Source organism: Actinoallomurus iriomotensis, assembly GCF_030269445.1.
Lineage (GTDB): Bacteria > Actinomycetota > Actinomycetes > Streptosporangiales > Streptosporangiaceae > Actinoallomurus > Actinoallomurus iriomotensis.
Genome location: NZ_BSTJ01000002.1, coordinates 789,561 through 815,117, shown reverse-complemented (window position 1 = coordinate 815,117; position 25,557 = coordinate 789,561). Strand labels below are relative to the sequence as shown.

Genomic DNA, 25,557 nt, shown 5'->3' with positions numbered 1-25,557 from the left:
TCATCGCGGTGGTGCCACCAGGCCGGCCTCGTAGGCGATGATGACGAGCTGGACCCGGTCCCGCGCGTCGAGTTTGGTGAGCAGCCGCGCCACGTGGGCCTTGGCGGTGGCCACGCTGATGAACAGCTGGGCGGCGATCTCGCCGTTGGACATGCCGCGCCCGACCAGGGTCAGCACCTCGCGCTCCCTCTCGGTGACGCCGCCGAGGGCGCGCCGTGGCGGGGCGGGCTCGGGCCGGTCGGCGAACTCCTCGATGAGGCGGCGCGTGACGCTCGGTGCGATCAGGGCGTCTCCGGCGGCGACCACGCGGATCGCGGCGAGGATGTCCTCCAGGGCCATGTCCTTGACGAGGAACCCGCTCGCGCCGGCGCGCAGCGCGCCGTACACATAGTCGTCATCGTCGAAGGTCGTGAGGATGAGGACGCGGGCCGGCTCCGGGCCCGCCGTGATGATCCGGGTGGCCTCGATGCCGTCCACGTCGGGCATGCGGATGTCCATCACCACCACGTCTGGGCGGGTCTCCTCCACCAGGCGGACCGCCTGCGCGCCCGTCCCGGCCTCTCCCACGATGGCGAGGTCGGGATGGTCGGCGACGAGCACGCGCAGGCCCGCCCGGACCAGCGGCTGGTCGTCGGCGAGCACGACCCGGACCGTCATCGGACCCCGGCGGGGATCGGCAGCCGCACCGAGACGAAGAACCCGCCCTCGGGGCGTGGCCCCGCGCTGAAGCGACCGTCGAGCAGCGCGGCCCGTTCGCGCATCCCCGCGATGCCGTACCCGGTGCCCGGGGTGCCGGCGGCGCCCCGCCCGTCGTCGGTGACCTCGATGCGGAGCTCCTCGTCCCGGTGGTCCAGGACCACTCGGCACTCGTCCGCTCCCGCGTGGCGGATCACGTTGGTGACGGCCTCCTGGACGATGCGGAACGCGGACAGATCGATGTCGGCGGGCAGGTCGAGCTCCTCGCCGAGCCGTCGTACGTCGACCCGTACGCCGGCCTCCGCCGAGCGCGCGACCAGGCCGTCCAGGTCCGCCAGGCCCGGCGAGGGGTCCCGCGGCGCGGAGCCGGGTTCGGTCCGGCGGAGCGCGCCCAGCATCCGGCGCAGCCCGGCCAGTGTCTCCCGGCTGGTGCCCTCGATGGCGTTCAGCGCGTTGCGGGCCTCGGCCGGCTGGGTGTCCATGACCCGGCTTCCCACGCCGGCCTGGATGGCGATGACGCCGATGCTGTGCGCGATCATGTCGTGCAGCTCGCGGGCGATGCGGAGCCGTTCGGCCTGGACCGCCTGCGTGGCGGCCTGTTCCCGCCGCGCCTCGGCGTACTCGCGGCGTTGCCGGACCGAATGGCCGATCTGCCAGACGACGACGAGTACCAGTGCCATGCCCGCTGCGGTCGTGGGCAGTCGCTGGTCGGCGACCATGGGAAAGGGGCCTGCTTCGTAGAACGTGGCGCAGGCGACCTGGACGAGCAGGGCCACGGCCGCGGCGGTGACCGAGACTTTGCGTCGGTGGCCGGCCGCGATGACGCCCACCGCGACGTCGATCGCCAGCACCTGAATGTTCCGGACGACCAGCTGGTACCCGAAGTCCTCGAAACGGACGAGACGCGTCGCCACGAGAACCAGCGGAACGAGCATCAGCGTGAGGCCGGTCAGCGGCCGGCGTCGCAACAGGCCGGCGGGCGCGAGCACGACCAGGGCGGGCAGGAGGTAGCGCGTGCCGAACAGCCCGGGGGCGGGGTCGTGCGGCCCGGACACGGCCTGGAGGCACAGCAGGATCGGATACGCGCCGACCCCGCACCACGCCAGGACCGTGCGCACCCGAGGCGGCATCCGCCTGAGCAGTGGGGGACGTGGCGCGGTCGGCATGCGCCGATCGTAGCCAGCGGCGTCCCGCCAGGTCATCGGCCCGTGGGCGTACGCCTGCGGGCTACCCGCGACCGCGGCGAATACGGCCGACGGGCCGATGCCTCGCCGCTGCGGCTCGCGCCACCGTTGGCGGCGTGATCGAAGCCGACGAACTGAACGGAACCGCGAGCGGCCCGGCCCTCACGGCCCACCTGACCGAGCGGATCCCCGTCCACGGGCGGGCCCGGTGAGCGGCGGCCTGGTGGCGCGCGGGTGCACGGCCCTGGCCGCCGTCGCCGTGACGGTGGCGCCGGCGGCGTCCACACTGCTGGCCGCGCCGGGCGTCGTACGGGTCGCGGCTCCGGCCGGCACCGCCGCATGGCGAGCCGACCACCGGCGCCTGCCGGATCCGGTGTCCGCCGATCCCGTCGCGGTGCACGACTTCCTGACCGCGGCCGGTACGGCCGGGCGGCGCGAGCTGGCCGCCGAGTACCCGGGTGTGGTCGGCGACCTGGACGGCGCGCCGGTGGCGCTGCGGTACGCGGCGAACCGGCGGGCGATGGACGCGGCCGGCCCGCCGTACCGGGGCCGGGCCGGGCGGTTCCTGCTGTTCGACCCGCGCGGTGACGGGCGGGTCGCGCAGGTGTTCGGCGACCTGGCGACGGCGGACCGGATCGCGGTGCTGGTGCCCGGCGCGAGCGTCCGTGGGGCGAACTTCTGGACCGGCGCGGGCGGCCGGCGGTTCCGCTCACCGTCGGTGCAGGCGGACGGGCTCTACCGGGAGGGCGCCCGGTACCGTCCTGGCCGGTTCGCGGTGATCGCCTGGCTCGGCTACGAGACCCCGAAGGGCGTCAACGCCGCCGAGGCACGCGAGGACCTGGCGCGGGCGGGCGCCGTCGCGCTGGACCGGTTCGTGGCCGGGCTGGTCGCGGACCGTCCCCGGGCGACCGTCGCGCTCCTGGGGCACAGCTACGGCTCGACGGTGATCGGGCTGGCCGCGCGCCGGCTGCCCCGGCAGGTGACCGACATCGCCGTGTTCGGCAGCCCGGGGATGGGCGTGACCGACGTGACCCGGCTCGGCACCACCGCGCGGGTCTGGGCCGGACAGTCCAGGCGGGACTGGATCCGGTGGGTGCCGGGCATCCGGCTGTTCGGGCTCGGTCACGGGACCAAGCCCGCCGATCCGGCCTTCGGCGCCCGCGTGTTCGCCACCGCGGACGTGTCCGACCACGACCACTACCTCGCCCCTGGCACCGACTCGCTGGCCGCCCTGGCCCGCATCGCCGCGTCCGGAGTCCGGCGATGACCGCCGCCCTGGCGCCGGGTTGGACGGTGCGCGTCGAGGCGGCCACACCGCCGTCCCGGGACCGGACGGTGGACGCGCTGCGGGCCGTGGCGATGCTCGGCGTGGTCCTCGGGCACTGGCTGGTGTCGGCCGTGGTGAGCGACCCGTACCGCCCGGCGGCGTTGCACGGCGCGAGCCCGCTGTCGTACGCCTCGGTGCTCAGCCCGGTGAGCTGGTTCTTCCAGACGCTGGGACCGTTCTTCTTCGCCGGCGGGTACGCGGCGGCGCGCAGCGTCGGGAGAGGGGATCGCCGGTCCTGGCTGGGGTCCCGGCTCTCCCGGCTGGTCCGGCCGGTCCTGGTGCTCGCCGCCGTCTGGCTGCCGGCCCTGCTGCTGCTCTCCGCGGCCGGCGCGCCCCACGGCACCCGGCAGGTGGTCTGGTCGCTGGTGACGCACCCGCTGTGGTTCCTGCTGGTGTACCTGGTGCTGACCGCGCTCACACCGGTACTGCGCGCCGCGGTGTTGCGATGGGGGCCGTGGCCGACACTGGCGCCGGTGGCGCTGGTCGCGGTGACCGACGCGGTCCGCGGCCGTGGACTGCCCACATGGCTGGAGCTGCTGACCGTGCCGGTGGCGTGGGCGGGGCCGTACCTGCTGGGTGTCGCGCTGGCCGAGCGCAGGCTGCCCCGCGTGGCCGGCGCCGTGCTGCTGCCGCTGGGCGTGACCGGTGGCGCCGCGCTGGTGCTGCTCGCCGGTTACCCGGCCAGCGCGGTCGGCGTCCCCGGCCACGACTGGTCCAATCTCGATCCGCCGTCGCTGTTCACGCTGGCCCTGGCGGCCGCGCAACTCGGCGCGTTCCTGCTGGTGAGACCGTCGCTGGCGCGACTGCTGCGCCGTCCCGCGGCCTGGGCGCCGGTCGCCCTGCTCAACCTCGCCGCGATGACGGTCTACTGCTGGCACCAGACCGCGCTGCTGATGGTCACGTTCGCCGCCCTGCCGGCCGGCGGGGCGCCGGGGCTGCTCGACGCGCCCACCGGCGACTGGCTCGCGTACCGGCTGTGCTGGCTGCCGGTCTTCGCCCTCACCCTGGCCGGCCTGTGCGCGCTGTTCCACCGCTTCGAGCGTTCGGCGAGCTGACCGGGCGGCCGGCACACCCTGGGGGCCGGCAGCCGTCTGCTGTACGCGCCCGGCGACGAGCCGGTCGCCGGGCACGACCCGCGCCGGCGGCTCCTGGTCTTCGGCATGCATCTGGAGGTGCGGACGGCCGACGGCACACCGGCCGCCTCGGCCGACGTCGTGCTCGCGGAGCGCCACTGCCGGCTGCGCGACCCGGCGCTGGCCGCCGCCCTGGCGAGCCGCTGCGACGCCGCGCACCGGCTCGGCGTCCGGCAGAGCCTGCTGTGTCTCGAACAGCTGCTGTACCCGTTGTGGGACGACGCGACCCGGCCCGCTACCTGATCCGCGCCCGTATCGACCGCGCCCGCCAGTTGCCGGCCGGCGGCGCGTCGGGCCGGGACGACCCGTTGTTTGAGGGTTTCACTTCACCGGCCTGCTGATTTCGCGGCGAAGTGCCAACCGTTTGTTCAACGGTACCGTTGAGGGACATGACCTCCGGTATCGAAGACACCGCTCATGTCGTGGACGCCGCCTCTGTCATGGGGCTGCTTCCGGCTCGGCCACGGCTCCTCGCCCTGGGCGAGCCCACCCACGGCGAGGACGTCCTGCTCGAACTGCGAAACGAGCTCTTCCGGCAACTCGTCGAGCGCGAGGCCTACCAGACGATCGCGATCGAGAGCGACTGCCTGATGGGCCTGGTCGTGGACGACTACGTCACCTCGGGCACGGGCACCCTCGACGACGTCATGGAGCGCGGCTTCAGCCACGGGTTCGGCGCGTCGCCGGCCAACCGCGAGCTGGTGCGCTGGATGCGCGCGTACAACGACGGACGACCCGAGTCCGAGCGCCTGCGCTTCGCCGGCTTCGACGGCCCGCTGGAGATCACCGGCGCCGCGAGCCCCCGGCAGGCCCTCACCGCGCTCCACGCCTACCTCACCGCCCGGGTCGGCGCCGACCTGCTTCCCTGCACCGCGGAGACGCTCGACCTCCTGCTCGGCACCGACGACCGGTGGCCCGATCCCGCCGCGATGATGGACCCGTCCCGCTCCGTGGGGCGTACGCCCGAGGCCGCACAGTTGCGGTCGCTCGCCGACGACCTGGTGGCCCTGCTCGACGCGGAGACGCCGCACCTGATGGCGGCGTCCTCGCGGGACGACTGGGAGCGGGCGCGCATGTACGGTCGTACCGCCATCGGGCTGCTGCGGTACCACTTCTGGATGGCCGACACGTCACCGGGCCGCATTCCGCGGCTGCTGGGCCTGCGGGCCTCGATGATGGCCGCGAACCTGCTCGCCGTCGCCGAGCGGGGCCCGGCGCTGGTGTACGCCCACAACGGGCATCTCCAGCGGGACAAGAGCACCATGCGGATGGGTGACCTGCCGCAGGAATGGTGGAGCGCCGGGGCGATCGCCGGCGCGCGGCTGGGCCAGGAGTACGCCTTCCTGCCCACGGCCCTGGGCACGATCCGCCACCGCGGGGTGGAGACACCGCCCCCGGACACCCTCGAAGGGCTCCTGTACGCGCTGCCGGAGGACCGGTACGTCGTCGACGCCCGCCGGCTGGCCGTCGCCCTCGGCGACCTGCCGCCCGCTCCTCGCGTGTCCTCCTGGTTCGGCTACGCCCCGCTCGACCCGGCCCACCTGGCCGACAGTGACGGGATCGTGTTCGTCAAGGACGCCCCCGCGGAGGAGAGCTGGTGGCCGGTGCCCTGACCGGTCATCGACGGTCCGGGTGACGCCCGGAGGCCGTCGGCCGCTCGCCGACGGCCTCCGGGCCACGCGGCGCCGGTGACCGCACGTAGAGGCGGAGCGCCGGCGAGAAGCGCCGGGCAGCCCACCTCGGGGCGGTCGCGGTCCGGCGCCTGGTGGCGGGCGTCACGGCCAGCCCGCCCCGGGCACGTCGACCTCGGTGGTGAGCACCTGGCCGGTGCCGGGCGTCACCATTTCGGACATGCCCCGCCATTCGGCTGCCACGATGAACAGAGTCGTCCCGTCGGGGCCGCCGAGGGCGCAGGCGAAGCCACCACGGTCCAGTTCGACGGTCCGCAGCACCGCGCCGCCCTCCGCGACGCGTACGCATCGCTTGTTGGGCACGTCGGCGTACCAGACGGCGTTCTGGGCATCGACGCAGATGCCGTCCGGGGTGCCCTCCCCGAGGTCCGCCCAGATCCGCCGGTCGGACAGCCCTCCGTCGGCGCCGATGTCGAAGGCCACCAGGTGGTGGCGGTGTGAGTCCGCGACGATCAGGGTGGAGCCGTCGGGAGTCACCGCCATGCCATTGGGCAGCGCGAAGTCGTCGGCCACTTCGCGCACCGAGCCGTCCGCCGTGACCAGAGCGATGGAGCCCGGTTTGAAGGCCTCCCCGGCCATCAGATCGAAGCCGACGCGGTTGACGTAGGCGTTTCCGCGGCCGTCCACCACGATGTCGTTCCAGCCGGTCCCACCGAGGTCCGCCCGGGTGACCAGGGACCCGTCGGGCTCGCGGCGCAGCAGGCGCCCGCCCTGAGATGAGACGATCACCAGCCGGCCGTCCGGAAGCCACGCTGTACACAGCGGCAATGACTCCACGCGTGCGATCACCTCGCTGCGAGCGGCGAGGTCGACGGCGATGACCTCGCCCGCGGACCAGTCGGAGAAGGACAACCGGTCACCGTGCCAGCGCGGCGACTCGACCAGACCTCGACCGGTGAGCAGCACTCGTACCTCGTTCATCTCATCAGAGCCCTTCTCGACCGCCGGCACGGCGCCGGCGCCTCACCACCTGTACGAACGAGGGCCGGTCGGATCGACACACGACGACCTAGTCGGCGGGTTTCTGCCAGACCGAGACATGTTGACGGCTCTCGCTCGTGAAGGCCTCCCGCGTCCAGCCGTCCCATCGCTCGCGGAGGTGCAGCCCGGCGAGCTGGGCCATCAGGTCGAGTTCCGATGGCCACACGTACCGGAAGGGGATCGAGCGGTACTCGCCGCGGCCGTCGACGACCTCGACGTAGTTCGAACTCGTCGCCTGGGTGGCGACGTCGTAGATGTCGAAGGCCCATCGCGTCGGACTCACGTGGAAGGGCACGACGTTCTGCCCGGCCGGCAGCCTTCGCAGTTCGGGGATCACGACCTCGACGACGAAACAGCCTCCGGGCTCGAGGTGGGCCGCGGCGTTGCGGAAGCACGCCACCTGCTCCGCCTGCGTCGTCAGATTCATGATCGTGTTGAAGAGCAGATACACGACGGAGAACGTCCCGTCCACTCTTGTCGTAGCGAAGTCGCCGATCGTGACGCCGATGGAGTCACCGCCCGGCTTGGCGCGCAGCCGGGAGACCATCGCCCGTGACAAGTCGATGCCGTGGACCGGGACTCCGCGACGTGCCAGCGGCAACGCGATGCGCCCCGTCCCGATGCCCAACTCGAGGGCCCGGCCGCCGTCGGCCAGCCCCGCCAGGAAGTCGACCGTCGCGTCCACGACGCCGGGCTCGAACATGTCCGCTGACGACTCGTCGTAGGCCGCCGCGACACGCTCCCCGAAGAAACCGTCTTGATCGTCCATCGTCGGACCGTACGGCGGGAGCCCCGCGGAACGCACGTGGATTTCGCCGTCATCGCGGGACGCCGGCAGCGGCCCGGCCGGGCCATGACAGCGCGCCACGAAGCCTGATCCTTCGTCAGGGCAGCCGGTGGTGCACCCAGACGCACGGTTCGCAGTAGACGGCGTGGTCGTGCACGGTGTCGCAGTGCACCGGGACCAAGGCGCCCGGCACCTCGATGGGTCCGGTGGTGTCGAACGGCAGTCCGGTCCAGTCACGCCAGTCCGCGAGGCTACCGGCGATGGTCATCGCCCGTGCTGATGTCCCGGTGATCTGGCCTCCGGCCCGGATATGGACCCGTAGCCACGGATCGACCGGCAGGCCGTCATCGCGGCGCAGATTCGCGTAATCGACGATCGACATCTGCGGGTGGCGATGTTTGGCATTGGGCCTGACCGGCGCGACCAGATCGGCATAGCCCTGGTCGGCGGCGTTGCGGCGCATCGCGGCGAGCATGATCGACGACAGGCCCCTGCCTTTGAGGTCCGCCCGGATGGAGATCTCCAGTGCGGACACCATCGTGCCTCGGCGGCCTTCCCGCCGGTCGAGCGCCGCGGTGAGGATGACCTGGTCCCAGCCGCCGGCCGGCAGCGACTCGGCCGGGTCGCCCTCCCAGGTGAACGGCACGCTGTAGCCCTTGGCGACCAAGCGGTCCGGACGATCCCGGTCGATCCCGATCAACACGAACTCGGGGTAGGCCGTGACAGGGTCCCGGTAGTACAGCGGAGCGACCGGATCCTGGCGCATGAACGCCGGCCAGCCGTTGAAGTCCTCCAGCAACGGCACGAGATCAGGCCGCTGCCCGGCGGTGGTCACCAGCAGATCCATCTCCCGCTCCCTCCCGCGCCCGCCTGCAAGCCCGGCGCACGCTACTGGGCCGGCGCCGGGTACGCATCCGGTTTCCGCCGTGGCCAGTCACACTCGTTGTGCCTGGGAGCCGTAGTTGGCGGATGGCGCCTGGAACGGCTCTGTCGCTGATCTCGTGACGTCAAAGCCGAAAGGGCCAAAGGGTGATCTTGTCCGCTTCGGCGCTGATCTCTACCCAAGCGCGGTCGATACTCTCAGGCGGCGGCGCGGCGAGATTGAACAAGATCTGCGAGTCGCCCATCACGAGTACGGCAGCGCCGTCCTCAGTGAAGTGAACTCGGCCACGCATGACAACCTGGTCGCCGTGCTGCCAGAAGCCCGGCTTGGCGATCGCGGCCGGCTGAGTGTTGTGCCCCCACCGGATGTCCTCGTCGACGCTCCACTCGACGTTGTGCCGGCCCTCCGCTTCCTCCGGATCACCACCCCAGAGCACCACGGCGTGGCCGACGGACGAGCGAACTCGAACCTTCGTCGGCCGATGATGCGGCGTCTTCGCCAAACGGACCAGCATCCCTCGATCCTCCACGATCCCGCCCGCGCAGCCGATGAAAGTGCAGAGGCTGAGGGAGCGTCATCCGGGTTGAAAAGCCGATGCGGTGACCGGTCTGAGCTGTGATGATCTCGCGATGGAAACACCTCGGGTGAAGAAAGAGATCATCGAGTTCTACACGTCACGCTATGACGAGGACGCCCGCCTGTCCTCCACGGCCCCCGGAGCCCTGGAGTTCGCCCGCACACAGGAACTCCTGCGGCGGCACCTGCCCGACGCGCCGGCCTCGGTGCTCGACATCGGAGGCGGCCCCGCCACCCACGCCCGATGGCTGATGGCCGACGGCTACTCCGTCCACCTGATCGACCCCGTCGAGCGCCACCTTCGGCAGGCGCGCTCACGCTGCTCGTGCACGACAGAACTGGGTGACGCCCGCGCACTCACCGCGTCGGATCAGACCTACGACGCAGCTCTCCTGCTCGGCCCGCTCTACCACCTGCCTGACCGGACCGACCGTCTTCAGGCCCTCCACGAAGCACGCCGAGTCCTTCGCCCTGGCGGCCTGACGGCTGCTGCCGTGATCAGCAGGCACTCCGCACTACTCGACCTCGCTGCCACCGACCGACTCGGCTCGGACGCAGTGATGCGGACCATCCTGGACAGCGGACACCACGACCCGGCGCTTGGTTTCACCACCGCCTACTTCCACACGGCCGAGGAGCTCGTTTCCGAGATGACCGAGGCCGGCTTCACCGACGTCCGCCTGTACGGCATTGAAGGCCCGCTCTGGCCCGTCCTCAAGGGGATCGAGACCCACACCGGAGATTCACTCACCGGCTCCCCGCTGCTCGGTTCCGTATCCACGGCCGCCCGTCTCACGGAAACCGATCCGGCGATCATCGCCGCGAGCGCCCACATCATGGCCATCGGCTACCGCGGACCACGCGAAGATCGCTGACCCCTCCCAGCCCCTCGGCCTGTGCACGACCATGACTCAATTTATGGCTGTTCGGCCAGGTGAGAATGTCAGTGGTCGAACGTATGATCGAGGCATGGCCGAGAACGTGATGTTCGATGTCCGCACCCGTCCGAGCCTGACCGCCGCCGAGATCGCCGCCCTGGGTCTCTCCCTCGCCCACCTCGGGGCCGGTCCCCAGTCCGCCACCGCCCGCCGTGCCCTGCGGCGTCTGTTCGACGACATGGAGGCGCCGAGCGACGTCATCGCGACCACGCTGGCCACGCTGACCAGCCCCCTCGACCCGGCCACCGCCCGCCGGGCCCGCACCGCCGCCGGCGCGATCACCGCGCGGCTCGTCGTCCGCCTCCACTACGCCGACGCGCGAGGAGACGTGACGATCCGCGAGGTCGAGCCGGTGACCTGCCTGGTCCACCGCGACCACTGGTACCTCGTGGCCTGGTGCCGCCTCCGCCAGGGCGTCCGGGCGTTCCGATTCGACCGCCTGCTGGCCGTGGAGGCGACGGAGATCCCGGCCCGTCCCCACCGCGCGGAGCGCTTCCTGCCGTTCCAGCCGAGGCCCAAGCCGGGGGTGCACGCCGTGTCCCACCGGTGAGGTGAGTCGCCCGCCCCGTGCCTCCGTCCCGCGCCGGCGGAGGCTCGGAGGCGGGCGGCGGCGGTCACAGGCCGAGGAAGGCCGCGATCGCGTAGGGCGCCGTCTCGCAGGAGTGCCACGGGTCGCCCTCCGACCGCGGATCGGCGTGACCGAGCAGGCACTGGACGTCGCGGAGCGGTACTCCGGCCTCCAGCGCCAGGTTCGCGCAGGCGTCCCGCAGGGCGCGTGGGGTGACCTCGACGCCGGCCGCGTGCCCGGTGAGCCGGACGGTACGGAACACCTGCGAGTCGGCGACGCGCCTGCCGTTCCGCGTCGTCACGACCGGGCCGCGGGTGCGCGCGCCGACCGTACGGACGATCGCGCGCGCCGCTCCGGCGGGCAGCGCCACACGATGCCGCACCCCGCCTCGGCGCGTCACGCTCAGCGTGTGACGGCGGCCGGCCGGCACGCATCCCGGAGCGGCACGCCCGCGCCCCGGCCGCGGGCGGTCAGGTCGTTCCAGGTCTTCCACGCGTGCGCCGGTGATGTCGCGTACGCCGCAGCCGGCCTGGAGGATCAGGCGGACGATGACGGCGGCGCGTGGGCCCGCCGCGTCGGCGGCACGGAGCACCGCGCGTGCGTCGTCCACGCTCAGGCGGTGGTCCGCCCCGGCGGCGCGGTCGACGTACGGGCGGTGGGCGCGGGCGGTCGGATCGCGGGTCACCGTCAGCCCGAACCGCCGCCCCTCGTCGATGGCGTACGTGTAGAACGAGCCGATGCTCGACAGCTTCCGCGTCCTGGTCGCCGGCGCCCTGCCGTCTCGCTCCAGGGAGGCCGTCCACGCCTCGACGTGCGACCTGTTCGCGGTGAGCGGCTCCGCGTCGCGATCGTGGAGCCAGGCCGTCCACTCGCGCAGATCCTGCCGGTACGCGCGTCGCGTGTTGGCCGACCGGACCGACGACAGCCAGGCGTCCACCATCGGCGCCGGAGGGGCCGCCTCGCGTGACCGCGCGTCCGCGGTGGTCATCGCAGGACCTTCGCGAAACACCGGGAGAACCAGACCGTCGCGTACGACGGGAGGATCGGGATCGGCGTGTACCCCTCGCGTTCGTAGAGCCGGACGGCGTCGGGCTGGCGGTCGCCGGTCTGCAGGACGATCCGCCGCGCGCCGCGCCGTCGCGCCTCCTCCTCGGCCGCCCGCAGCAGCGCGCCCGCCACGCCCTTGCCCCGGTAGGGCGGCGCCACGTACATCCGCTTGAGCTCGACGTCCTCCCCGGCCCGGCGCAGGGTGAGGTGACCGACCGGCAGGCCGTCGCCGGTGACCGCGATCGCCGTGTACACGACCGTGCCGGGCTCGACGTCCATCGCCGGCGGGCGGACGGCCGGATCCGCCACCCGGTCGGCGTACCGGCGCTTCATCTCCGTGGTCAGGGCCCGGCGGAGCGCGGCGGCAGCCGGGTCGGCGTAGTCGACGGGGATCACGGTGATGCGCGGTGGCCGCAGCGGAACCGGGTGCACCGGATCGCCGATCACCCGAACCCCCTCGCCGTACGTCCCGATGGCGCCGCGTGAGAGAGCCCCAGGATGTTCTCCATGAAGGGCACCTTAGGCATATTATCTACTAAATTGGTAGACATAGTCTCCTAGGTGGAGGTTCCGGGATGCCCGTCGACGCCGCCGTCCTCCGATGAGCGCCCGTCCCGTCGTCCTGGTCGTCGTCGGCGCCGGGCCGGGTGGCACCGTCCTGACCGAGCGGCTCAGCGCCAACGCCGCCGAGTTCGCCGGCGACCGCCCGGTCGAGATCCACGTAGCCGACCCGTACCCGCCGGGCGGCGGCCGGGTCTGGCGGCTGGACCAGCCGGACCTGCTCTGGATGAACTCCCAGGCCGCCGACGTCACGATGTTCACCGACGAGACCGTACGGATCGACGGCCCGATCCGCCCCGGTCCCACACTGTGCGAGTGGGGCGACGTCGAACCCGGCCGGTTCCCGACGCGGCGGCTGCAGAACGCCTACCTGTCCTGGTGCTTCCGGCGCGTCGCCGACACCCCGCCGGAACCGGTGACCGTGCACGTCCACGCCGCGCGCGTCCTGGACGTCGCCGACGGCGCCGGCGGGGCGCAGCTCGTACGGATCGAGGGCCGCGCCGAACCGATCCACGCCGACGCGGTGATCCTGGCGCAGGGGCACCTGGACGTGACGCCCGGGCCCGAGCACCGGCGCCTGGCCGACTTCGCGGCGGCGCACGGCCTGACCTACGTCCCGCCGCACTACGCCGCCGACACCGACCTCGGCGTCCTGCGCCCGGGGGAGCCGGTCGTCATGCGGGGGATGGGCCTCGGCTTCATCGACGACATGGTGCTGCTCACCGAGGGGCGCGGCGGCCGGTTCACGGCACGCCCCGACGGCCGCCTGACCTACCACCCGTCCGGCCGGGAGCCGATCCTGTACGCGGGGTCGCGGCGCGGCGTGCCGTACCACTCGAAGATCACCTACGAGCTCTCCGGCGAGCGCCCGCCGGGCCCGCGCCACTTCACCCCGGCCGTCACCGAGGAGCTGTACGACCGGCGCGGCCCGCTCGACCTGCGCACCGACCTGTGGCCGCTGATGGCGCGGGAGCTCGCGTGGCACCACTACCACGAGCTGTTCGGCGCCCATCCGGACCGGGTCGCCCTGTCGTGGCCGGAGTTCGAGGCGCGCCTGGACGCCGGCCCGGCGGAGCTCGACGCCCTGGTCGAGGAGGCCGTGCCCAAACGCGAGGACCGGCTCGACCTGGACCGGCTCCTCGACCCGCTCGCCGGGGAGCGCTTCGAGGACGCCGAGGCCCTGCAGGAGCGGATCCGTGCGTACGTCACCGCCGACGTCGAACGCCACGCCGATCCAGCGCACAGCGCCGACCTGGCCGTCTTCTACGGCCTGCTCACCGTGTTCGGCGTGCTGGTCGACGCGGTGAACAACGGACGGCTGGCCGCCCGCTCCCAGGCGGAGGACGTCGGCGCGTGGCTGCACGGCGTGTTCGGCTACTACGCGAGCGGCCCACCGCCGCGCCGCCTGCGAGAGCTGGAGGCCCTGTCCCGCGCCGGGATCGTCCGTTTCCTCGGCCCCGGCATCACCGTCGCCGCCGAGGACGGCCGGTTCCGCGCCGGCGGCACCGCGACCCCGGCCACCGTCGACGCCCGCGCGCTCGTCGAAACACGGCTGCCCTCCGCCAGCGTCGCCCGCACCACAGACCCGCTCCTGCGCGCGTTGTACGACCGCGGCGAGGTCGCCGAGGAGGAACTGACCGACGCGGACGGCACGCGGTACCCGCTGGGCAAACTCGCCGTCCGCGACGGCCGCCTCGTCACCGCCACCGGCCGAACCCACCCGCGGAGGTTCGCGCTCGGCTCATGGGCGGGCCGCGGCTTCGCCGTCGTCGGCTTCACCCGCCCACGCACCAACGCCCTGCCGTTCCGCCTGGCCGACGCCCTCGCCCGCGCCGCCCTGAAAGAGGCCACCGGCCCTCGCGCGTAGGAGCGGCTCCCCACCATGCTCGGCCGTGTGCAAGGTCGTGAAGCGTGCCGTCGCTGCACGAGCCGCCCCTCTTCGGCGCCCTGAGGGGCTCAGGCCGGGTCCTGGCGGCCGGCGCGGGAGGCGGCTTCGACGTCTACGCCGGGCTGCCGCTGGCGTTCGCGCTGATGGGCCTCGGCAAGTCCGTGCATCTGGCGAACCTGTCGTTCAGCGCGCTGGACCTGATCGATGCCGACGACTGGTGCGAGCCGAACCTGGCCGCCATCACGCCCGTAACGAGGGGACACGACCGGTACTTCCTGGAGCGGACGCTGGCGCGCCGGCTCGAAGCGCAGGGCATGGACTCGACGGTGTACGCCTTCCCCCGGACGGTGTACGCCCGCTGCGGGAGGCGTACCGGGAACTGGTGCGAAGGCTGGACATCGACGCCGTCGTGCTGGTCGACGGCGGCACCGACATTCTGATGCGCGGGAACGAATCCGACGTCGGCACGCCGGAAGAGGACATGACCAGCCTCGCCGCGGTCGCCGGGGTGGAGGTGCCCGTCCGGCTGGTGACGTGCGCCGGTTTCGGCATCGACGCCTACCACGGCGTGTGTCACGCCCACGTACGGGAGAACCTCGCCGCCCTGGACCGGGACGGCGCGTACCCGGGTGCGCTCACCGTGATCGAGTGGTTCCGCCAAGACGTCGAACGGCGTGCGCGACGGAGCATCCCGCACTGACGAGCGTCCGCGCCAGGCGTGGACGGGCTCAGCTCGCGCGGATGTCGTCGCCGGCCTTTCGTAGTGCCTCGACCACCGCCGTGGCCTCCTCGGAGGGGTCCTTCGGTGTGACGGCCACCGTCACGCGGCCCAGCCAGTTCGGGTCATCGACGCGGATCGTCGTGACGCCGGCCGGTATCGACAGCGCGGCGACCTCGGGTACCAGGCAGACGCCCAGTCCCGCGGCGACGAGGCCCAGCCGTGCGGGCCAGCCCTTGACGGCGTACGCGATGACGGGGTCGGTCAGGGTCGGCCACGCCCGGAACTGCGGGTCGCCGGTGGAGTCCTCTCCGGCGATCCACGCCTCGCCGGCCAGGTCGCGTACCGGGACGACGTCCGCCCTGGCCAGCCGGTGACCGGAGGGTACGGCGACGCAGAGGTGGCCGGAGAACACGACCTCGTGGCGGAAGTCATCGAGCTCGTAGTCGGGGAGGTCGGCGCCGACCCCGATCACGGCCACGCCCACGCGTCCGGCGCGTAGTTGCCGCAGCAGCGTCGGTGTCGAGCCCTCGCTCAGCCGTACGTCGAGGCCGGGGTGCTCGACGCGGAGCCTCGCCAGCGCGCGGGGGACGAGCACCGCCGTCGCGGCCGGGAACGCGCCCACCTTGACGCGGCCCGCCAGCCGGTCGCCCAGGCTCACGAGATCCTGTTGCAGGGCGTCGACGCTCGCCAGCACTCGGCCCGCGTGTTCGACCACGACGGCGCCGGCCGCGCTGACCCGTACGCCACGGGGCTCGCGGACGAACAGCGGATGGCCGGCGGCCGCCTCCATCGCCGCGACCTGCCGCGAGATGGCGGGCTGGGAGTAGCCGAGCAGCCGCGCCGCCGCGGTGAACGATCCCGACAGCGCTATCTCGCGGACGACTCGCAGCCCGGCGATTGTCAGCTCGCTCATGCGACGAGCTTAGCCATGAAGAAACCGTATGGCTGCGCACCGGAACTCTCATCACGCGTATGGATTCTCGCGTCGCTCCGGACGGTTGGCCCAAGGGAAGGATCACCAGAGAGGAAACCCTGAACATGGCGAAGACATGGTTCGTGACCGGCGCCTCCCGGGGGATGGGCCGTGAGCTGGTCGAGCAGTTGCTCGCCCGCGGCGATCGCGTCGCGGCCACGCTGCGGCGGCCGGGAGCACTCGACGACCTCGCGGCGCGGTACGGCGACCGCCTGTGGGTGAGAGCGCTGGACGTCACCGACACGGCCCGGCTGCGCGCCGTCGCCGACGAGGCGTTCGCCGCGCACGACCGCATCGACGTCGTCGTCTCGAACGCCGGCTACGGCGTGTTCGCCACCGCCGAGGACCTGACCGACGAGCAGATCGACCAGATGATCGCGACCAACCTCACCGGCTCCATCCAGCTCGCCCGGGCCGTGGTGCCGCACCTGCGCGCGCAGGGCGGCGGGCACCTGATGCAGATGTCGAGCATGGGCGGGCAGATCACGTTCCCCGCCTTCTCGATGTACCACGTCACCAAGTGGGGCATCGAAGGCTTCTACGACAGCCTGGCCGCCGAGGTGGAGCCGTTCGGCATCCGCACCACCCTCATCGAGCCGGGAATGGTGCGCACGGGCTTCTTCGACGCGGCCGCGCGCGTGCCGGTCAGCGCGCCGTACCGCGGCGGACCGGCCGACAGGGACCCCATCCCCGTCGAGGAGATGACCGACAGCCCGGAGAACACGACCGCCGCCGTCATCCGCGCCGCGGAATCGAGCGATCCGCCCCGCCGCCTCGTCCTCGGCTCGGACGCGTGGGAACTCATGACCACCACGCTGCGGCGGCGCCTCGCCGACATCGAGGCCCAGCGCGACAACGCCGCCACCGCCGACGTCGCATGAGCCGCGGCGGCGGACGCCCGCTCAGCCGGTGGATTCCGGTGTCCTGGACGGCGGCGTCTTCCCCGGTATCGGGCGGTCCTTCCCGCTCGGCTTGGTCACCGACGGCCGCTTCGGCGGGGCGGTCGGCCCGGCCGATGCCGGCGGCGTCGTCCGGACCGGCGTGGGCGGCGGCGGAGTGGTCGGCGGGGGAGACGGCGGGGCGAAGTTCCGCGTCGACCCGACCCAGGCGGGCGGCGGGAAGGGCCCGGCGGGCACGCCCGTCTCGGCGTTCTCGGTGACCGCGCGCCAGATCTTCGCCGGTACGTCCGCGCTGCTCCGCTGCGGTGCGTCGCCGATGTTGACCACCGGCCGGTTGCTGGCCCGGTACACGACGACGGCGGTGGCCAGGTCCGGCGTGTAGCCGCAGAACCAGCCCGCCGCGTTGTGGTCCGTGGTGCCGATGGTGCCCGCCGCCGGCCGGCCAGGGAGGAACGGCCGGGCCGCGTGGTCCGCCTTCGCGTCCGTCCGGAGCGCCTCCTGCAGGGCGAAGGTCACGTCCGCCGCGACCGCCGGGGAGAACGCCGCACGCGTGCGCGGCCGGACGTCGAGGAGTACCTTGCCCGACCGGTCCGTCACCTTCGCGAGGATGTGCGGTGCGGCGTAGGTCCCGTTCACCAGCGCGGCGTACGCCGCGGCCTGGTCGACGGCGTGGACGCCCGAGGGCGGCAGGCGGCCGGGCAGGCCCGCCCGCGCCGCTGCGGACGCCCCCACCTTCGCGCCGAGGCGGGAGAACACCGTGGCGTACGAACGGACGGTCGCGGTGAGCAGGGTCGCCGACGTGGCCTTGGCGTCGTCGTCGTTGACGACCGGTCCGGCCGGCGTGGCGGCGAACGTGCTGCGCAGGCCGATCCCGGCGCGCAGGCCCGTCGCCAGCACGAACGGGGAGAGGGACGAGCCCGGCGGCAGCGCGGCGAGGAAGGCGTTGTCGTACTGGTGGGTCAGGTAGTCGCGGCCTCCGTAGGCGGCCAGGATCTCGCCGGTTCCCGGCCGTACGGAGGCCAGCCCGACCTCCAGGTCGCGGTCGCCGCCGACGGCGTGGCCGACCTCCTCCGGCAGCGCCGCCTGCGTCCGCTGGTCGATCGTGCTGGTCACGCGCAGGCCGCGCCGGTAGATCTGATCGTCGTCGAAGCCGTGAGCGTGCAGTTCGCCGATGACCCGTTCGATGAGGTACCCCCGCTGCCCGGCGTAGGTCGACTCGGTGTGCGCCGGGGCGACCGGGGGGAACGCCGGCGGCGGCCCCTTGGGCAGCACGCCGGTGCTCATCATCCCGTCGATCACGTAGCGCCAGCGCGCCCGGGTCTGCGCGGTGTGCCCGAGCGCGGGGTCGAGGTAGGAGGGCGCCTGGATGAGCCCGGCCAGCAGCGCGCCTTCGGCGGGGGTCAGCGCGCCCACGTTCTTGCGGAAGTACGCCTGCGAGGCGGCCTGGACGCCGTACGCGCCCCGGCCGAAGTAGACCGTGTTGAGGTACTGCTCGAAGATCCAGTCCTTGGACCGCGAACGGCTGAGCTTGACCGCGATGAACAGCTCCTTCACCTTGCGGGACATCGTCTGTTCCGGGTTGAGGTAGGCCACCTTCACGTACTGCTGGGCGATGCCGGAGCCGCCCTGGCGCGACCCGCCGGACACCGCCGCCCAGACCGCGCGCCCCAGCCCGGACGGCGAGACGACGGGATCGTGGTAGAAGCCGCGGTCCTCGGCGGCGAGCACGGCGCCGCGCACGTACGGCGGCACGTCCCGCAGCGGCACGGCCACCCGGTTCAGCCTCCCGACCTGGGCGAGCGTGGTGCCGTCGCGGTAGGTGAAGGTGCTCGACTGGGCCCGTGCGGCGGCGTTCACCGGCGGCACCTTGGTCCGCGCGTACATGATGCCGATCGCCACGCACAGGCCCCCGGCGCCGACGGCCAGGACGTACAGGGTGCGCCGGACCAGCCGCCACCGCCGGCTGCCTTTCGGGGTTCGTGCCATGTTGATCAAGCCTTGGCGCGGGACGTCCGGCTGGTGTCGCGGCGCCGTCACGGTTCCCGGGTAATGTCCCGATTCTGTGACGTAGCGCCGAGCGCCCGATGGTCAGCTCGATAATGGGGCGATGTCCGCGATTCTGCTCGTGGAGGACGATCCCTCGGTCCGTACGGGACTGGAGCTCGCCCTCACCCGCCAGGGACACTCGGTCACCGCGTGCACGACCGGCGAGGAAGGGCTGGAACACGCACGCGCACGCCGGCCGGAGATCGTCATCCTCGACGTGATGCTGCCCGGCATCGACGGGTTCGAGTTCTGCCGCCGCGTCCGGCGCACCGACCAGATGCCGATCATCCTGCTGACCGCCCGCAGCGACAACCTCGACGTGGTCGTCGGGCTGGAGGCGGGCGCGGACGACTACGTGATCAAGCCGGTCGAGCCCGCCGTGCTCGACGCCCGCATCCGCGCCGTGCTGCGGCGGGCCGTGGGCGGCACCGCGGACCGGTCGACCTACGGCGACCTGGTCATCGACCGCGGCGCGCTGCGCGTGTCGCGGGCGGGTGCCGACGTCCATCTGACCCCGACCGAGCTGCGGCTGTTGCTGGAGCTGACCCGCCACCCCGGCCAGGTGCTCAGCCGGAGCCACCTGCTGCGGGCGGTGTGGGACCACGGGTACGCCGGCGACTCGCGGCTCGTGGACGCCTCCGTGCAGCGGCTCCGCGCCAAGGTCGAGCGGGACGCCGCGGCCCCCACCCTGATCCAGACGGTCCGCGGGTTCGGCTACCGGTTCGTGGCCCCTTGATCACCGGACTCCGCGGGCGGATGTTCGCCTCGTTCATCGTCGCCTGCCTGGCCTCGACCGCGCTCGTGGCCGGCATCGGTTACGTCCTCGTCCGCCGGGCGGTGCTGCAGCGGACACAGGACCTGGTGCTCACCGAGACCCGTGACACACTCGCCCGCGTCGTCCCCGGCACCCTCGCCGACCCCGTGCCGGACGACACCTTGCGCGACGTGGCCCAGGCCCTCGTACGCCCCGACCGCACCGTGGTCGTCAGCTCCGGCGCGACGAGCCTGAGCACCGGGGAGTTCGGGACCGCGGACGTGCCGCCGGCGCTGGCCGCCCGGGCGAAGGACGGCCTGTACTTCCAGCGCGTCGTCCGGAACGGCGAGCCATGGCTGGTGATCGCCACGCGCGTCTATACCGCCAACGACAGTCCCTCGTCGCTGACCGTGTACGTGTTCGCCTCGCTCACCGGGGAGCGCGACGACCTCGACGGCATCCAGCGCGCGCTCATCCGCGCGGGCGCGCTCACCCTCGTGCTGGCCCTGGTCCTCGCCCTGCTGCTCGGCGGCAGCGTGCTCCGGCCGCTGCGCCGGCTCGGCCGGGCCGCCCGTGCCCTCGGCGCCGGCGATCTCGGTGCGCGCGTCGAGGTACGCGGCCGCGACGAGCTGGCCGACGTCGCCCGCGCCTTCAACGAGAGTGCCTCCTCCCTGGAGTACACCGTGCGCGAACTGCGCCGGATGGAGGCCAACGCGCGGCGGTTCGCCGCCGACGTGTCCCACGAGCTGCGCACCCCGATCGCGGCGATGACCGCCGTCACGGACGTGCTGGAGGAGGACGCCGCGGCCCTGCCCGCCGACACCGGCACGGCGGCCCGGCTCATCGCCGGCCAGACCCGGCGGCTGGGCGCGCTCGTGGAGGACCTGCTGGAGATCAGCCGGATGGACGCCGGTACCGCACACCTCGACCTGGACGAGGTACCGCTCGCCGACCTGGTCCGCGAGTGCGTGGAGACCCGCGGCTGGACGGACCAGGTCGTCATCGAGGTACCGGCGGACCTGCGGGTCCGCCTGGATCCCCGCCGGTTCCAGGTGATCCTCGCCAACCTCATCGGCAACGGACTGCTGCACGGGGCGCCGCCGGTCCGCGTCACCGGACGGCCTGGACTGGAGGTACGCGTCATCGACCAGGGCGAGGGAATCCCCGATGAGCTGCTGCCACGGGTGTTCGACCGGTTCTTCAAGGCGGACCAGGCCCGCCCCGCGGGCCGGGGCAGCGGCCTCGGCCTGGCCATCGCCCAGGCCAACGCGGAGCTGCACGGCGGCCGGATCGAGGCCGCCAACGCGCCGGGCGGCGGCGCCGTCTTCACCGTGCGGATCCCCGCGTGAGGCGCCCCGCCGCCGCGGTCCTGGCGATGCTGTCGCTCGCGGGCTGCGGTGTGCGCCCCAGCGGCGTGGTGTACGCGGGTGACGCCCCGGTCGCCACCGCCGCGGCGTCGCCGCGGTCCCAGGTGTACTTCCTGCTGCGGGGAGTGCCGACGCCCGTGGCCCGCGAGACCAACCCCTGGGACGCCCAGCTGGTCTTCGACGATCTGCTCCGCGGGCCCAACGCGCAGGAGCGCGCCAAGGGCATGACGACGGCGCTGACCGGGATCGAGCAGATCGCCGTACGCGACATCGGCGGCCGGGCGTTCCTCATCGACACGGTTCCGCCCCTGCCCAAGATCTCGCCGGCGGCGTACGCGCAGATCTACTGCACCGGGCTCGTGCTGCCCGACCAACCCGTCCTGAAGTTCTCGTCCTCCTATCCGGGCCTTTCCCGACCGGATTGCTTCATGAGCCCGGTGCCCAAGCCGAGCACGGGCGCCCCTTGACGCGGGCGCAGGAATGCCTCAGCCGAGGATCTCGGCGCGCAGGTGGGTCTTGAGGATCTTGCCGCCCGGGTTGCGGGGCAGCTCGCTCTCGCGGAACCACACGTGGGACGGCACCTTGAACTTCGCGATCCTCTCGCGCAGGAACACCTGGAGCTCCTCGGCGGTCAGGGACTCGCCCGACCGCAGGCGGACGACCGCGCCGACCTCCTCGCCCAGCTCATCGTGGGGGACGCCGATGACGGCCGCGTCCGCGACGGCCGGGTGCTCGTAGAGGGCCGCCTCGACCTCGGCGCAGTAGACGTTCTCTCCGCCGCGGATCAGCATGTCCTTCGCCCGGTCGACGATGTAGACGAAGCCCTCCTCGTCGACGCGCGCCAGGTCGCCGCTGTGGAACCAGCCGTCGATGAACGCCTGGGCGGTGGCGTCCGGGCGGTTCCAGTAGCCCTTGATGACGTTCGGGCCCCTGATGAGCAGCTCGCCCACCTCGCCGGCCGGGAGTTCGTCGCCGGCCGGTCCGACGACCTTCACGTCGCACACCGCGACCGGCGGGCCGACGCTGTCGGGGTGCGACAGGTAGTTGACGCCGGAGTTGTAGGTCGTCACCGAGGACGTCTCCGTCAGCCCGTACCCGTTGCCCGGGACCCGGTCGGGCAGCAGCTCCTTGATCTTCTCCACCAGCTTCGGCGGCGCGGGCGCGCCGCCGTAGGAGACGGACGTGAGGCTGGAGGTGTCGTACTTGTCGAAGTGCGGGGACGTGAGGACCTGCCACGCCATCGTCGGCACGCCGCCGAACATCGTGGCGCGCTCGCGTTCGATCAGCTCCAGGGCCCGCTCGGGGTTCCACTTGTGCATCAGCACGATCGTGCTGCCGGCCAGCGCGCTGGCGACGAGCACGGAGTGGCAGCCGGTCGCGTGGAAGAACGGCACGCTGAGCAGCGACACCCGGCGCGGTGCCCCGACCACCTCCTCCAGGTCGCGGCCGGCGCGCAGGCCCGCCGCCGCCATCGCGTACGCGAGGCTCACCGGGTTGCCGGTGATGTTGCGCTGGGTGCCGAGCGCGCCCTTCGAGCGGCCGGTCGTGCCGGAGGTGTAGAAGATCGTGGCGTCGTCGTCCGGGTCGATGGCGACCTCCGGCAGGGCGTCGCCGAGTGCGCCGAGCACCGCTTCGAACGCCTCGGCGCCCGCGGGCGGGTCGCCCTCGGCCCGCGCGACGATCGTGGGGACGCCGAGGCCGGGCAGCACGCCGGCGAGACGTTCGGCGCGCTCCTGGTCGGCGACGAGGACCTTCGCGCCGCTGTCGCGCAGGCCGTACTCCAGCTCCGGCGCGGTCCACCAGGCGTTGAGCGGCACGACGACGGCCCCGGCCGCCGCGGCGCCGAAGAAGGCCACCGACCACTCGGGGAAGTTGCGCATCGCGATGGCGACGCGGTCGCCCTTCGTCACGCCGTACCGCTCGGTGAGCCGGCGGGCGAACGTGGCCGCCCGCAGGAAGTGCTCCTCGAACGTCAGCCGGTCGTCCTCGTACACGAGGAACGTCGCGTCGCCGTGCAGCCGGGTGACCTCCAAGAGCGAGCGCAGCGACGGCAGGGCGTTCTTCCACACGCGCGTGCGCGTCCCGCGGATCTCGACCTCGTCCATCTCGAACAGCTGTCCCGGCGCGGTCAGGGCGGCCGTGACGTCTTCCAGGCTCCGCATCATCAGACTCCGTACTTCTCGCGGGCGGCGGCGATCTTGTCCGGCAGGTACTCGGTGGGCCAGGGCCCGGGGGAGGGCTCGTACCCGCGCAGCACGCGGCGGGCGATGGAGGCCTGGTGCACCTCGGTCGGGCCGTCCATGATCCCCATGAGCGGCGCGGCCTGCCAGAGCCGCGCCAGGGGAGTGTCGCCGGACACCCCGAGCGCGCCGTGGATGTGCATCGCCCGGTACACCACGTCGTGGAAGACGCGCGCCGCCGCCACCTTGCAGGCGGCGATCTGGGTACGCGCCTCCTTGGTGGAGGAACGGTCGATCAGCCAGGCCGTGTGCAGGATCAGCAGCCGGAACTGCTGGATCTGGAGGTACGAGTCGGCGATCGCCGCCTGGACGAGCTGCTTGCCGGCGAGGGTGCCGTCATGGGTCTCCCGCGACAGGGCCCGTTCGCACATCATGTCGAAGGCCTTCTTCACCGCCGCGACCGTCCGCATCGCGTGGTGGATCCGCCCGCCGCCGAGCCGCGCCTGCGAGATGGCGAACGCCCCGCCCACCTCGCCGAGCAGCGCGTCCGGCCCGACCGCGACGTCGTTGTAGCGGATGTGCGCGTGGCCGCCGTCGCCGCGGTGACCCATCGTGGACACGTTGCGCAGGATCTCCACGCCCGGCGTGTCCGCCGGCACCAGGAACATCGACATCCGCTGGTACGGGTGGGCGTCCGGGTCGGTCACCGCCATCACGATGAGGAACGCCGCGTTGGCCGCGTTGGAGGTGAAGTACTTCTCCCCGCTGATCACCCAGCCGTCGCCGTCGCGGACCGCGCGCGTACGGAACAGGCGCGGGTCCGAGCCGGCGTGCGGTTCGGTCATCGAGAAGCCGGAGAAGCACTCGCCGTCGAGCAGCGGCTTGAGGTAGCGGGCCTTCTGCTCCTTGGTGCCGTACATCGCGATGATCTCGGCGTTGCCGGTGTCCGGCGCCTGGCAGCCGAAGATGACCGACGCCCACGGGGAGCGGCCGATGAGCTCGTTCATCAGCGCGAGCCTGAGCTGCCCGTACCCCTGTCCGCCCAGTTCAGGGCCCAGGTGGCAGGCCCACAGCCCCTGCTCCCGCACGCGCGCCTTGAGTGGTTCGACGATGCCGCGCAGCTCGTCACCGAGCGGCTCGTACGCCTTGCCGCCGTAGACCAGGTCGAGCGGCTCGACCTCGTCCCGGATGAACGCGTCCATCCAGTCGAGCTTCGCCTGGAACTCGGGCTCGGTGGAAAAGTCCCACATCAGGTCTCCATGAAGGTGCGGGCGCGGGCGAACAGCCCGAGCGTGGTCGCGTGCAGCAGGTCGCCGACGTCCTTGGACGCCTTGCCGGCGAACGCGCGGGCGTGCGTGCCCTCCAGCACGATGCCGAGCTTGAAGCAGGCGAGCACGGCGTACCAGGTGAGCGCGGACAGGTCCCGGTCCGTACGGGCCGCGTAGACGTCGACCAGCTCGTCGGTCGCGGGCAGCCCGCCCGCCGTGCCGATGGCGCCGGCCAGCGGCGCGGCCTCCCCGGCGGGCCAGGTCGCGATCAGCCAGCCCAGGTCGAGCAGCGGATCGCCGATCGTGCACATCTCCCAGTCGACGATCGCCGCCACCCGGGGATGGTCGGGGTCGTAGAGCAGGTTGGCGAGGTGGTAGTCGCCGTGCATGATCCCGGGCCGCCACGCGCGCGGCCGGCGCTCCTCCAGCCAGGCCGCGACCTCGGTCAGCCCGGGGATGTCCGCGCCGGGGTACCCGTCCAGCGCGTTGTAGGACTCCAGCTCCGAGAGCCACCGGCCGACCTGGCGTTCGAGGAACCCCTCCGGATGGCCCACGTCGCCCAGGCCGACGGCGACGTGGTCGACCGCGCCCAGCTCGGCGAGCGCGGCGGCGGCGTCCAGGCCCATGCGGTGCCGCACGGCGGGGTCTTCGGCGTACGGCCGGGGGAGCGTCGTCGTGGGGTTGAAGCCGCGCACCGACTCCATGAGGTAGAAGACCACGCCGTTCATGACCGTCTCGTCCGTACAGGCGGCGATCAGGCGCGGCGCGCGCACGCCCGTGCCGTCGAGGGCGGCCAGCACGCGCGCCTCCCGGCGCAGCGCGTCGTTGCTCCGGGGCCGGGGGTGAACGGGCGGGCGGCGGAGGACGTACGGGCGGTCGCCACGGCAGAACCGGACCAGGACGTTCTGCGTGCCGCCACCGAGCCGCTCGACCCGCTCGAACGCGCCACCGGGCAGGCCCTCGCCGTCCATCCAGCGCGCCAGAACGCCGAAGTCGACCAGCGACGGATCGATGTCATCAGGCTGCATCCAGGGAGAACCTCCGCGTGAACGAGCCTATGATTCACGTGCATTAAAGGTCAATGTGCTT

Annotated in this window: 26 protein-coding genes; 13 read left to right on the top strand and 13 right to left on the bottom strand. The window is 72.8% G+C overall.

From position 1 onward, the window contains the following. Entirely contained in the window at nt 1-657 is a 657-nt protein-coding gene (locus tag QSK37_RS12410) for a response regulator (protein ID WP_285619931.1), read from the bottom strand. Then, nucleotides 654-1,862, bottom strand: a complete 1,209-nt coding sequence (locus tag QSK37_RS12405; protein WP_285619929.1) for a sensor histidine kinase — start codon at nt 1,860-1,862, stop codon at nt 654-656. Before QSK37_RS12405 ends, QSK37_RS12410 begins: the two co-directional genes overlap by 4 nt. Nucleotides 1,863-2,088: 226 nt before the next feature. On the opposite strand from QSK37_RS12405, the gene QSK37_RS12400 reads away from it, so the two are divergent. The 4 genes from QSK37_RS12400 (at nt 2,089) to QSK37_RS12385 (ending at nt 5,953) form a co-directional block, all read left to right on the top strand. Next, nucleotides 2,089-3,147 carry an alpha/beta hydrolase gene (locus tag QSK37_RS12400; protein ID WP_285619928.1) on the top strand — a complete coding sequence of 353 codons (1,059 nt, stop codon included), beginning with the start codon at nt 2,089-2,091 and terminating at the stop codon, nt 3,145-3,147. Beyond that, a complete protein-coding gene (locus tag QSK37_RS12395; protein WP_285619927.1) occupies nt 3,144-4,262 on the top strand; it encodes an acyltransferase family protein in 1,119 nt (372 codons plus the stop codon). The genes QSK37_RS12400 and QSK37_RS12395 overlap by 4 nt, the downstream gene beginning before the upstream one ends. Before the next feature lie 105 nt (nt 4,263-4,367). Then, nucleotides 4,368-4,583: a hypothetical protein gene (locus QSK37_RS12390; protein WP_285619925.1), complete on the top strand. Its 216-nt coding sequence runs from the start codon at nt 4,368-4,370 to the stop codon at nt 4,581-4,583. Nucleotides 4,584-4,729: 146 nt separating this feature from the next. Beyond that, complete coding sequence (locus QSK37_RS12385; protein ID WP_285619924.1) at nt 4,730-5,953, top strand: erythromycin esterase family protein; 1,224 nt, start codon at nt 4,730-4,732, stop codon at nt 5,951-5,953. A gap of 162 nt (nt 5,954-6,115) precedes the next feature. Here QSK37_RS12385 and QSK37_RS12380 read toward each other — a convergent pair whose 3' ends face one another. From QSK37_RS12380 to QSK37_RS12365, 4 genes are all read right to left on the bottom strand, one after another. After that, the gene (locus QSK37_RS12380) at nt 6,116-6,952 is read right to left on the bottom strand and encodes an SMP-30/gluconolactonase/LRE family protein (protein WP_285619923.1); all 837 of its coding nucleotides are present in this window, start codon (nt 6,950-6,952) and stop codon (nt 6,116-6,118) included. An 88-nt stretch (nt 6,953-7,040) separates the two neighbouring features. After that, a complete protein-coding gene (locus QSK37_RS12375) occupies nt 7,041-7,781 on the bottom strand; it encodes a class I SAM-dependent DNA methyltransferase (protein ID WP_285619922.1) in 741 nt (246 codons plus the stop codon). 115 nt (nt 7,782-7,896) lie between these two features. Continuing rightward, a complete protein-coding gene (locus QSK37_RS12370; RefSeq protein WP_285619921.1) occupies nt 7,897-8,646 on the bottom strand; it encodes an N-acetyltransferase in 750 nt (249 codons plus the stop codon). A 160-nt stretch (nt 8,647-8,806) separates the two neighbouring features. After that, nucleotides 8,807-9,196 (bottom strand): hypothetical protein, encoded by a 390-nt coding sequence (locus QSK37_RS12365; protein WP_285619920.1) that lies wholly within the window; start codon nt 9,194-9,196, stop codon nt 8,807-8,809. A gap of 85 nt (nt 9,197-9,281) precedes the next feature. On the opposite strand from QSK37_RS12365, the gene QSK37_RS12360 reads away from it, so the two are divergent. After that, on the top strand, nt 9,282-10,133 hold the full coding sequence (locus QSK37_RS12360) for a class I SAM-dependent methyltransferase (RefSeq protein ID WP_285619919.1): 852 nt from the start codon (nt 9,282-9,284) through the stop codon (nt 10,131-10,133). A 94-nt stretch (nt 10,134-10,227) separates the two neighbouring features. Then, on the top strand, nt 10,228-10,746 hold the full coding sequence (locus QSK37_RS12355; RefSeq protein WP_285619918.1) for a helix-turn-helix transcriptional regulator: 519 nt from the start codon (nt 10,228-10,230) through the stop codon (nt 10,744-10,746). A gap of 64 nt (nt 10,747-10,810) precedes the next feature. Here the strand turns inward: QSK37_RS12355 and QSK37_RS12350 are convergent, their stop codons facing one another. Further along, on the bottom strand, nt 10,811-11,752 hold the full coding sequence (locus QSK37_RS12350) for a tyrosine-type recombinase/integrase (RefSeq protein WP_285619916.1): 942 nt from the start codon (nt 11,750-11,752) through the stop codon (nt 10,811-10,813). After that, on the bottom strand, nt 11,749-12,258 hold the full coding sequence (locus QSK37_RS12345; protein WP_285619914.1) for a GNAT family N-acetyltransferase: 510 nt from the start codon (nt 12,256-12,258) through the stop codon (nt 11,749-11,751). Before QSK37_RS12345 ends, QSK37_RS12350 begins: the two co-directional genes overlap by 4 nt. A gap of 154 nt (nt 12,259-12,412) precedes the next feature. Here QSK37_RS12345 and QSK37_RS12340 point away from each other — a divergent pair, with 154 nt between their 5' ends. The 3 genes from QSK37_RS12340 to QSK37_RS12330 are packed head-to-tail and all read left to right on the top strand — an operon-like array spanning nt 12,413 to nt 14,960. Beyond that, nucleotides 12,413-14,239: an FAD/NAD(P)-binding protein gene (locus QSK37_RS12340; RefSeq protein ID WP_285619913.1), complete on the top strand. Its 1,827-nt coding sequence runs from the start codon at nt 12,413-12,415 to the stop codon at nt 14,237-14,239. 44 nt (nt 14,240-14,283) lie between these two features. Further along, complete coding sequence (locus QSK37_RS12335) at nt 14,284-14,700, top strand: hypothetical protein (RefSeq protein WP_285619911.1); 417 nt, start codon at nt 14,284-14,286, stop codon at nt 14,698-14,700. Continuing rightward, nucleotides 14,643-14,960 carry a DUF1152 domain-containing protein gene (locus tag QSK37_RS12330; RefSeq protein WP_285619910.1) on the top strand — a complete coding sequence of 106 codons (318 nt, stop codon included), beginning with the start codon at nt 14,643-14,645 and terminating at the stop codon, nt 14,958-14,960. The genes QSK37_RS12335 and QSK37_RS12330 overlap by 58 nt, the downstream gene beginning before the upstream one ends. 28 nt (nt 14,961-14,988) lie before the next feature. On the opposite strand, the gene QSK37_RS12325 is transcribed toward QSK37_RS12330, so the two are convergent. Further along, on the bottom strand, nt 14,989-15,894 hold the full coding sequence (locus tag QSK37_RS12325) for a LysR family transcriptional regulator (RefSeq protein WP_285619909.1): 906 nt from the start codon (nt 15,892-15,894) through the stop codon (nt 14,989-14,991). Nucleotides 15,895-16,019: 125 nt separating this feature from the next. Here QSK37_RS12325 and QSK37_RS12320 point away from each other — a divergent pair, with 125 nt between their 5' ends. Next, entirely contained in the window at nt 16,020-16,835 is an 816-nt protein-coding gene (locus QSK37_RS12320; protein ID WP_285619907.1) for an SDR family oxidoreductase, read from the top strand. A gap of 21 nt (nt 16,836-16,856) precedes the next feature. On the opposite strand, the gene QSK37_RS12315 is transcribed toward QSK37_RS12320, so the two are convergent. Then, entirely contained in the window at nt 16,857-18,839 is a 1,983-nt protein-coding gene (locus tag QSK37_RS12315) for a transglycosylase domain-containing protein (RefSeq protein ID WP_285619905.1), read from the bottom strand. Nucleotides 18,840-18,960: 121 nt separating this feature from the next. Here QSK37_RS12315 and QSK37_RS12310 point away from each other — a divergent pair, with 121 nt between their 5' ends. From QSK37_RS12310 to QSK37_RS12300, 3 genes are read left to right on the top strand one after another with little or no spacing between them, the layout of a single operon-like run. Then, on the top strand, nt 18,961-19,635 hold the full coding sequence (locus QSK37_RS12310) for a response regulator transcription factor (protein ID WP_285619903.1): 675 nt from the start codon (nt 18,961-18,963) through the stop codon (nt 19,633-19,635). Continuing rightward, a complete protein-coding gene (locus tag QSK37_RS12305) occupies nt 19,632-21,002 on the top strand; it encodes a sensor histidine kinase (protein ID WP_285619902.1) in 1,371 nt (456 codons plus the stop codon). Before QSK37_RS12310 ends, QSK37_RS12305 begins: the two co-directional genes overlap by 4 nt. Continuing rightward, nucleotides 20,999-21,487 carry a hypothetical protein gene (locus QSK37_RS12300; RefSeq protein ID WP_285619900.1) on the top strand — a complete coding sequence of 163 codons (489 nt, stop codon included), beginning with the start codon at nt 20,999-21,001 and terminating at the stop codon, nt 21,485-21,487. Before QSK37_RS12305 ends, QSK37_RS12300 begins: the two co-directional genes overlap by 4 nt. Nucleotides 21,488-21,505: 18 nt before the next feature. On the opposite strand, the gene QSK37_RS12295 is transcribed toward QSK37_RS12300, so the two are convergent. From QSK37_RS12295 to QSK37_RS12285, 3 genes are read right to left on the bottom strand one after another with little or no spacing between them, the layout of a single operon-like run. Beyond that, a complete protein-coding gene (locus QSK37_RS12295; protein WP_349497961.1) occupies nt 21,506-23,182 on the bottom strand; it encodes a class I adenylate-forming enzyme family protein in 1,677 nt (558 codons plus the stop codon). A 2-nt stretch (nt 23,183-23,184) separates the two neighbouring features. Beyond that, on the bottom strand, nt 23,185-24,450 hold the full coding sequence (locus QSK37_RS12290; RefSeq protein ID WP_285619895.1) for an acyl-CoA dehydrogenase family protein: 1,266 nt from the start codon (nt 24,448-24,450) through the stop codon (nt 23,185-23,187). Further along, complete coding sequence (locus QSK37_RS12285; RefSeq protein ID WP_285619894.1) at nt 24,450-25,496, bottom strand: phosphotransferase family protein; 1,047 nt, start codon at nt 25,494-25,496, stop codon at nt 24,450-24,452. Before QSK37_RS12285 ends, QSK37_RS12290 begins: the two co-directional genes overlap by 1 nt. Nucleotides 25,497-25,557 lie beyond the last annotated feature (61 nt).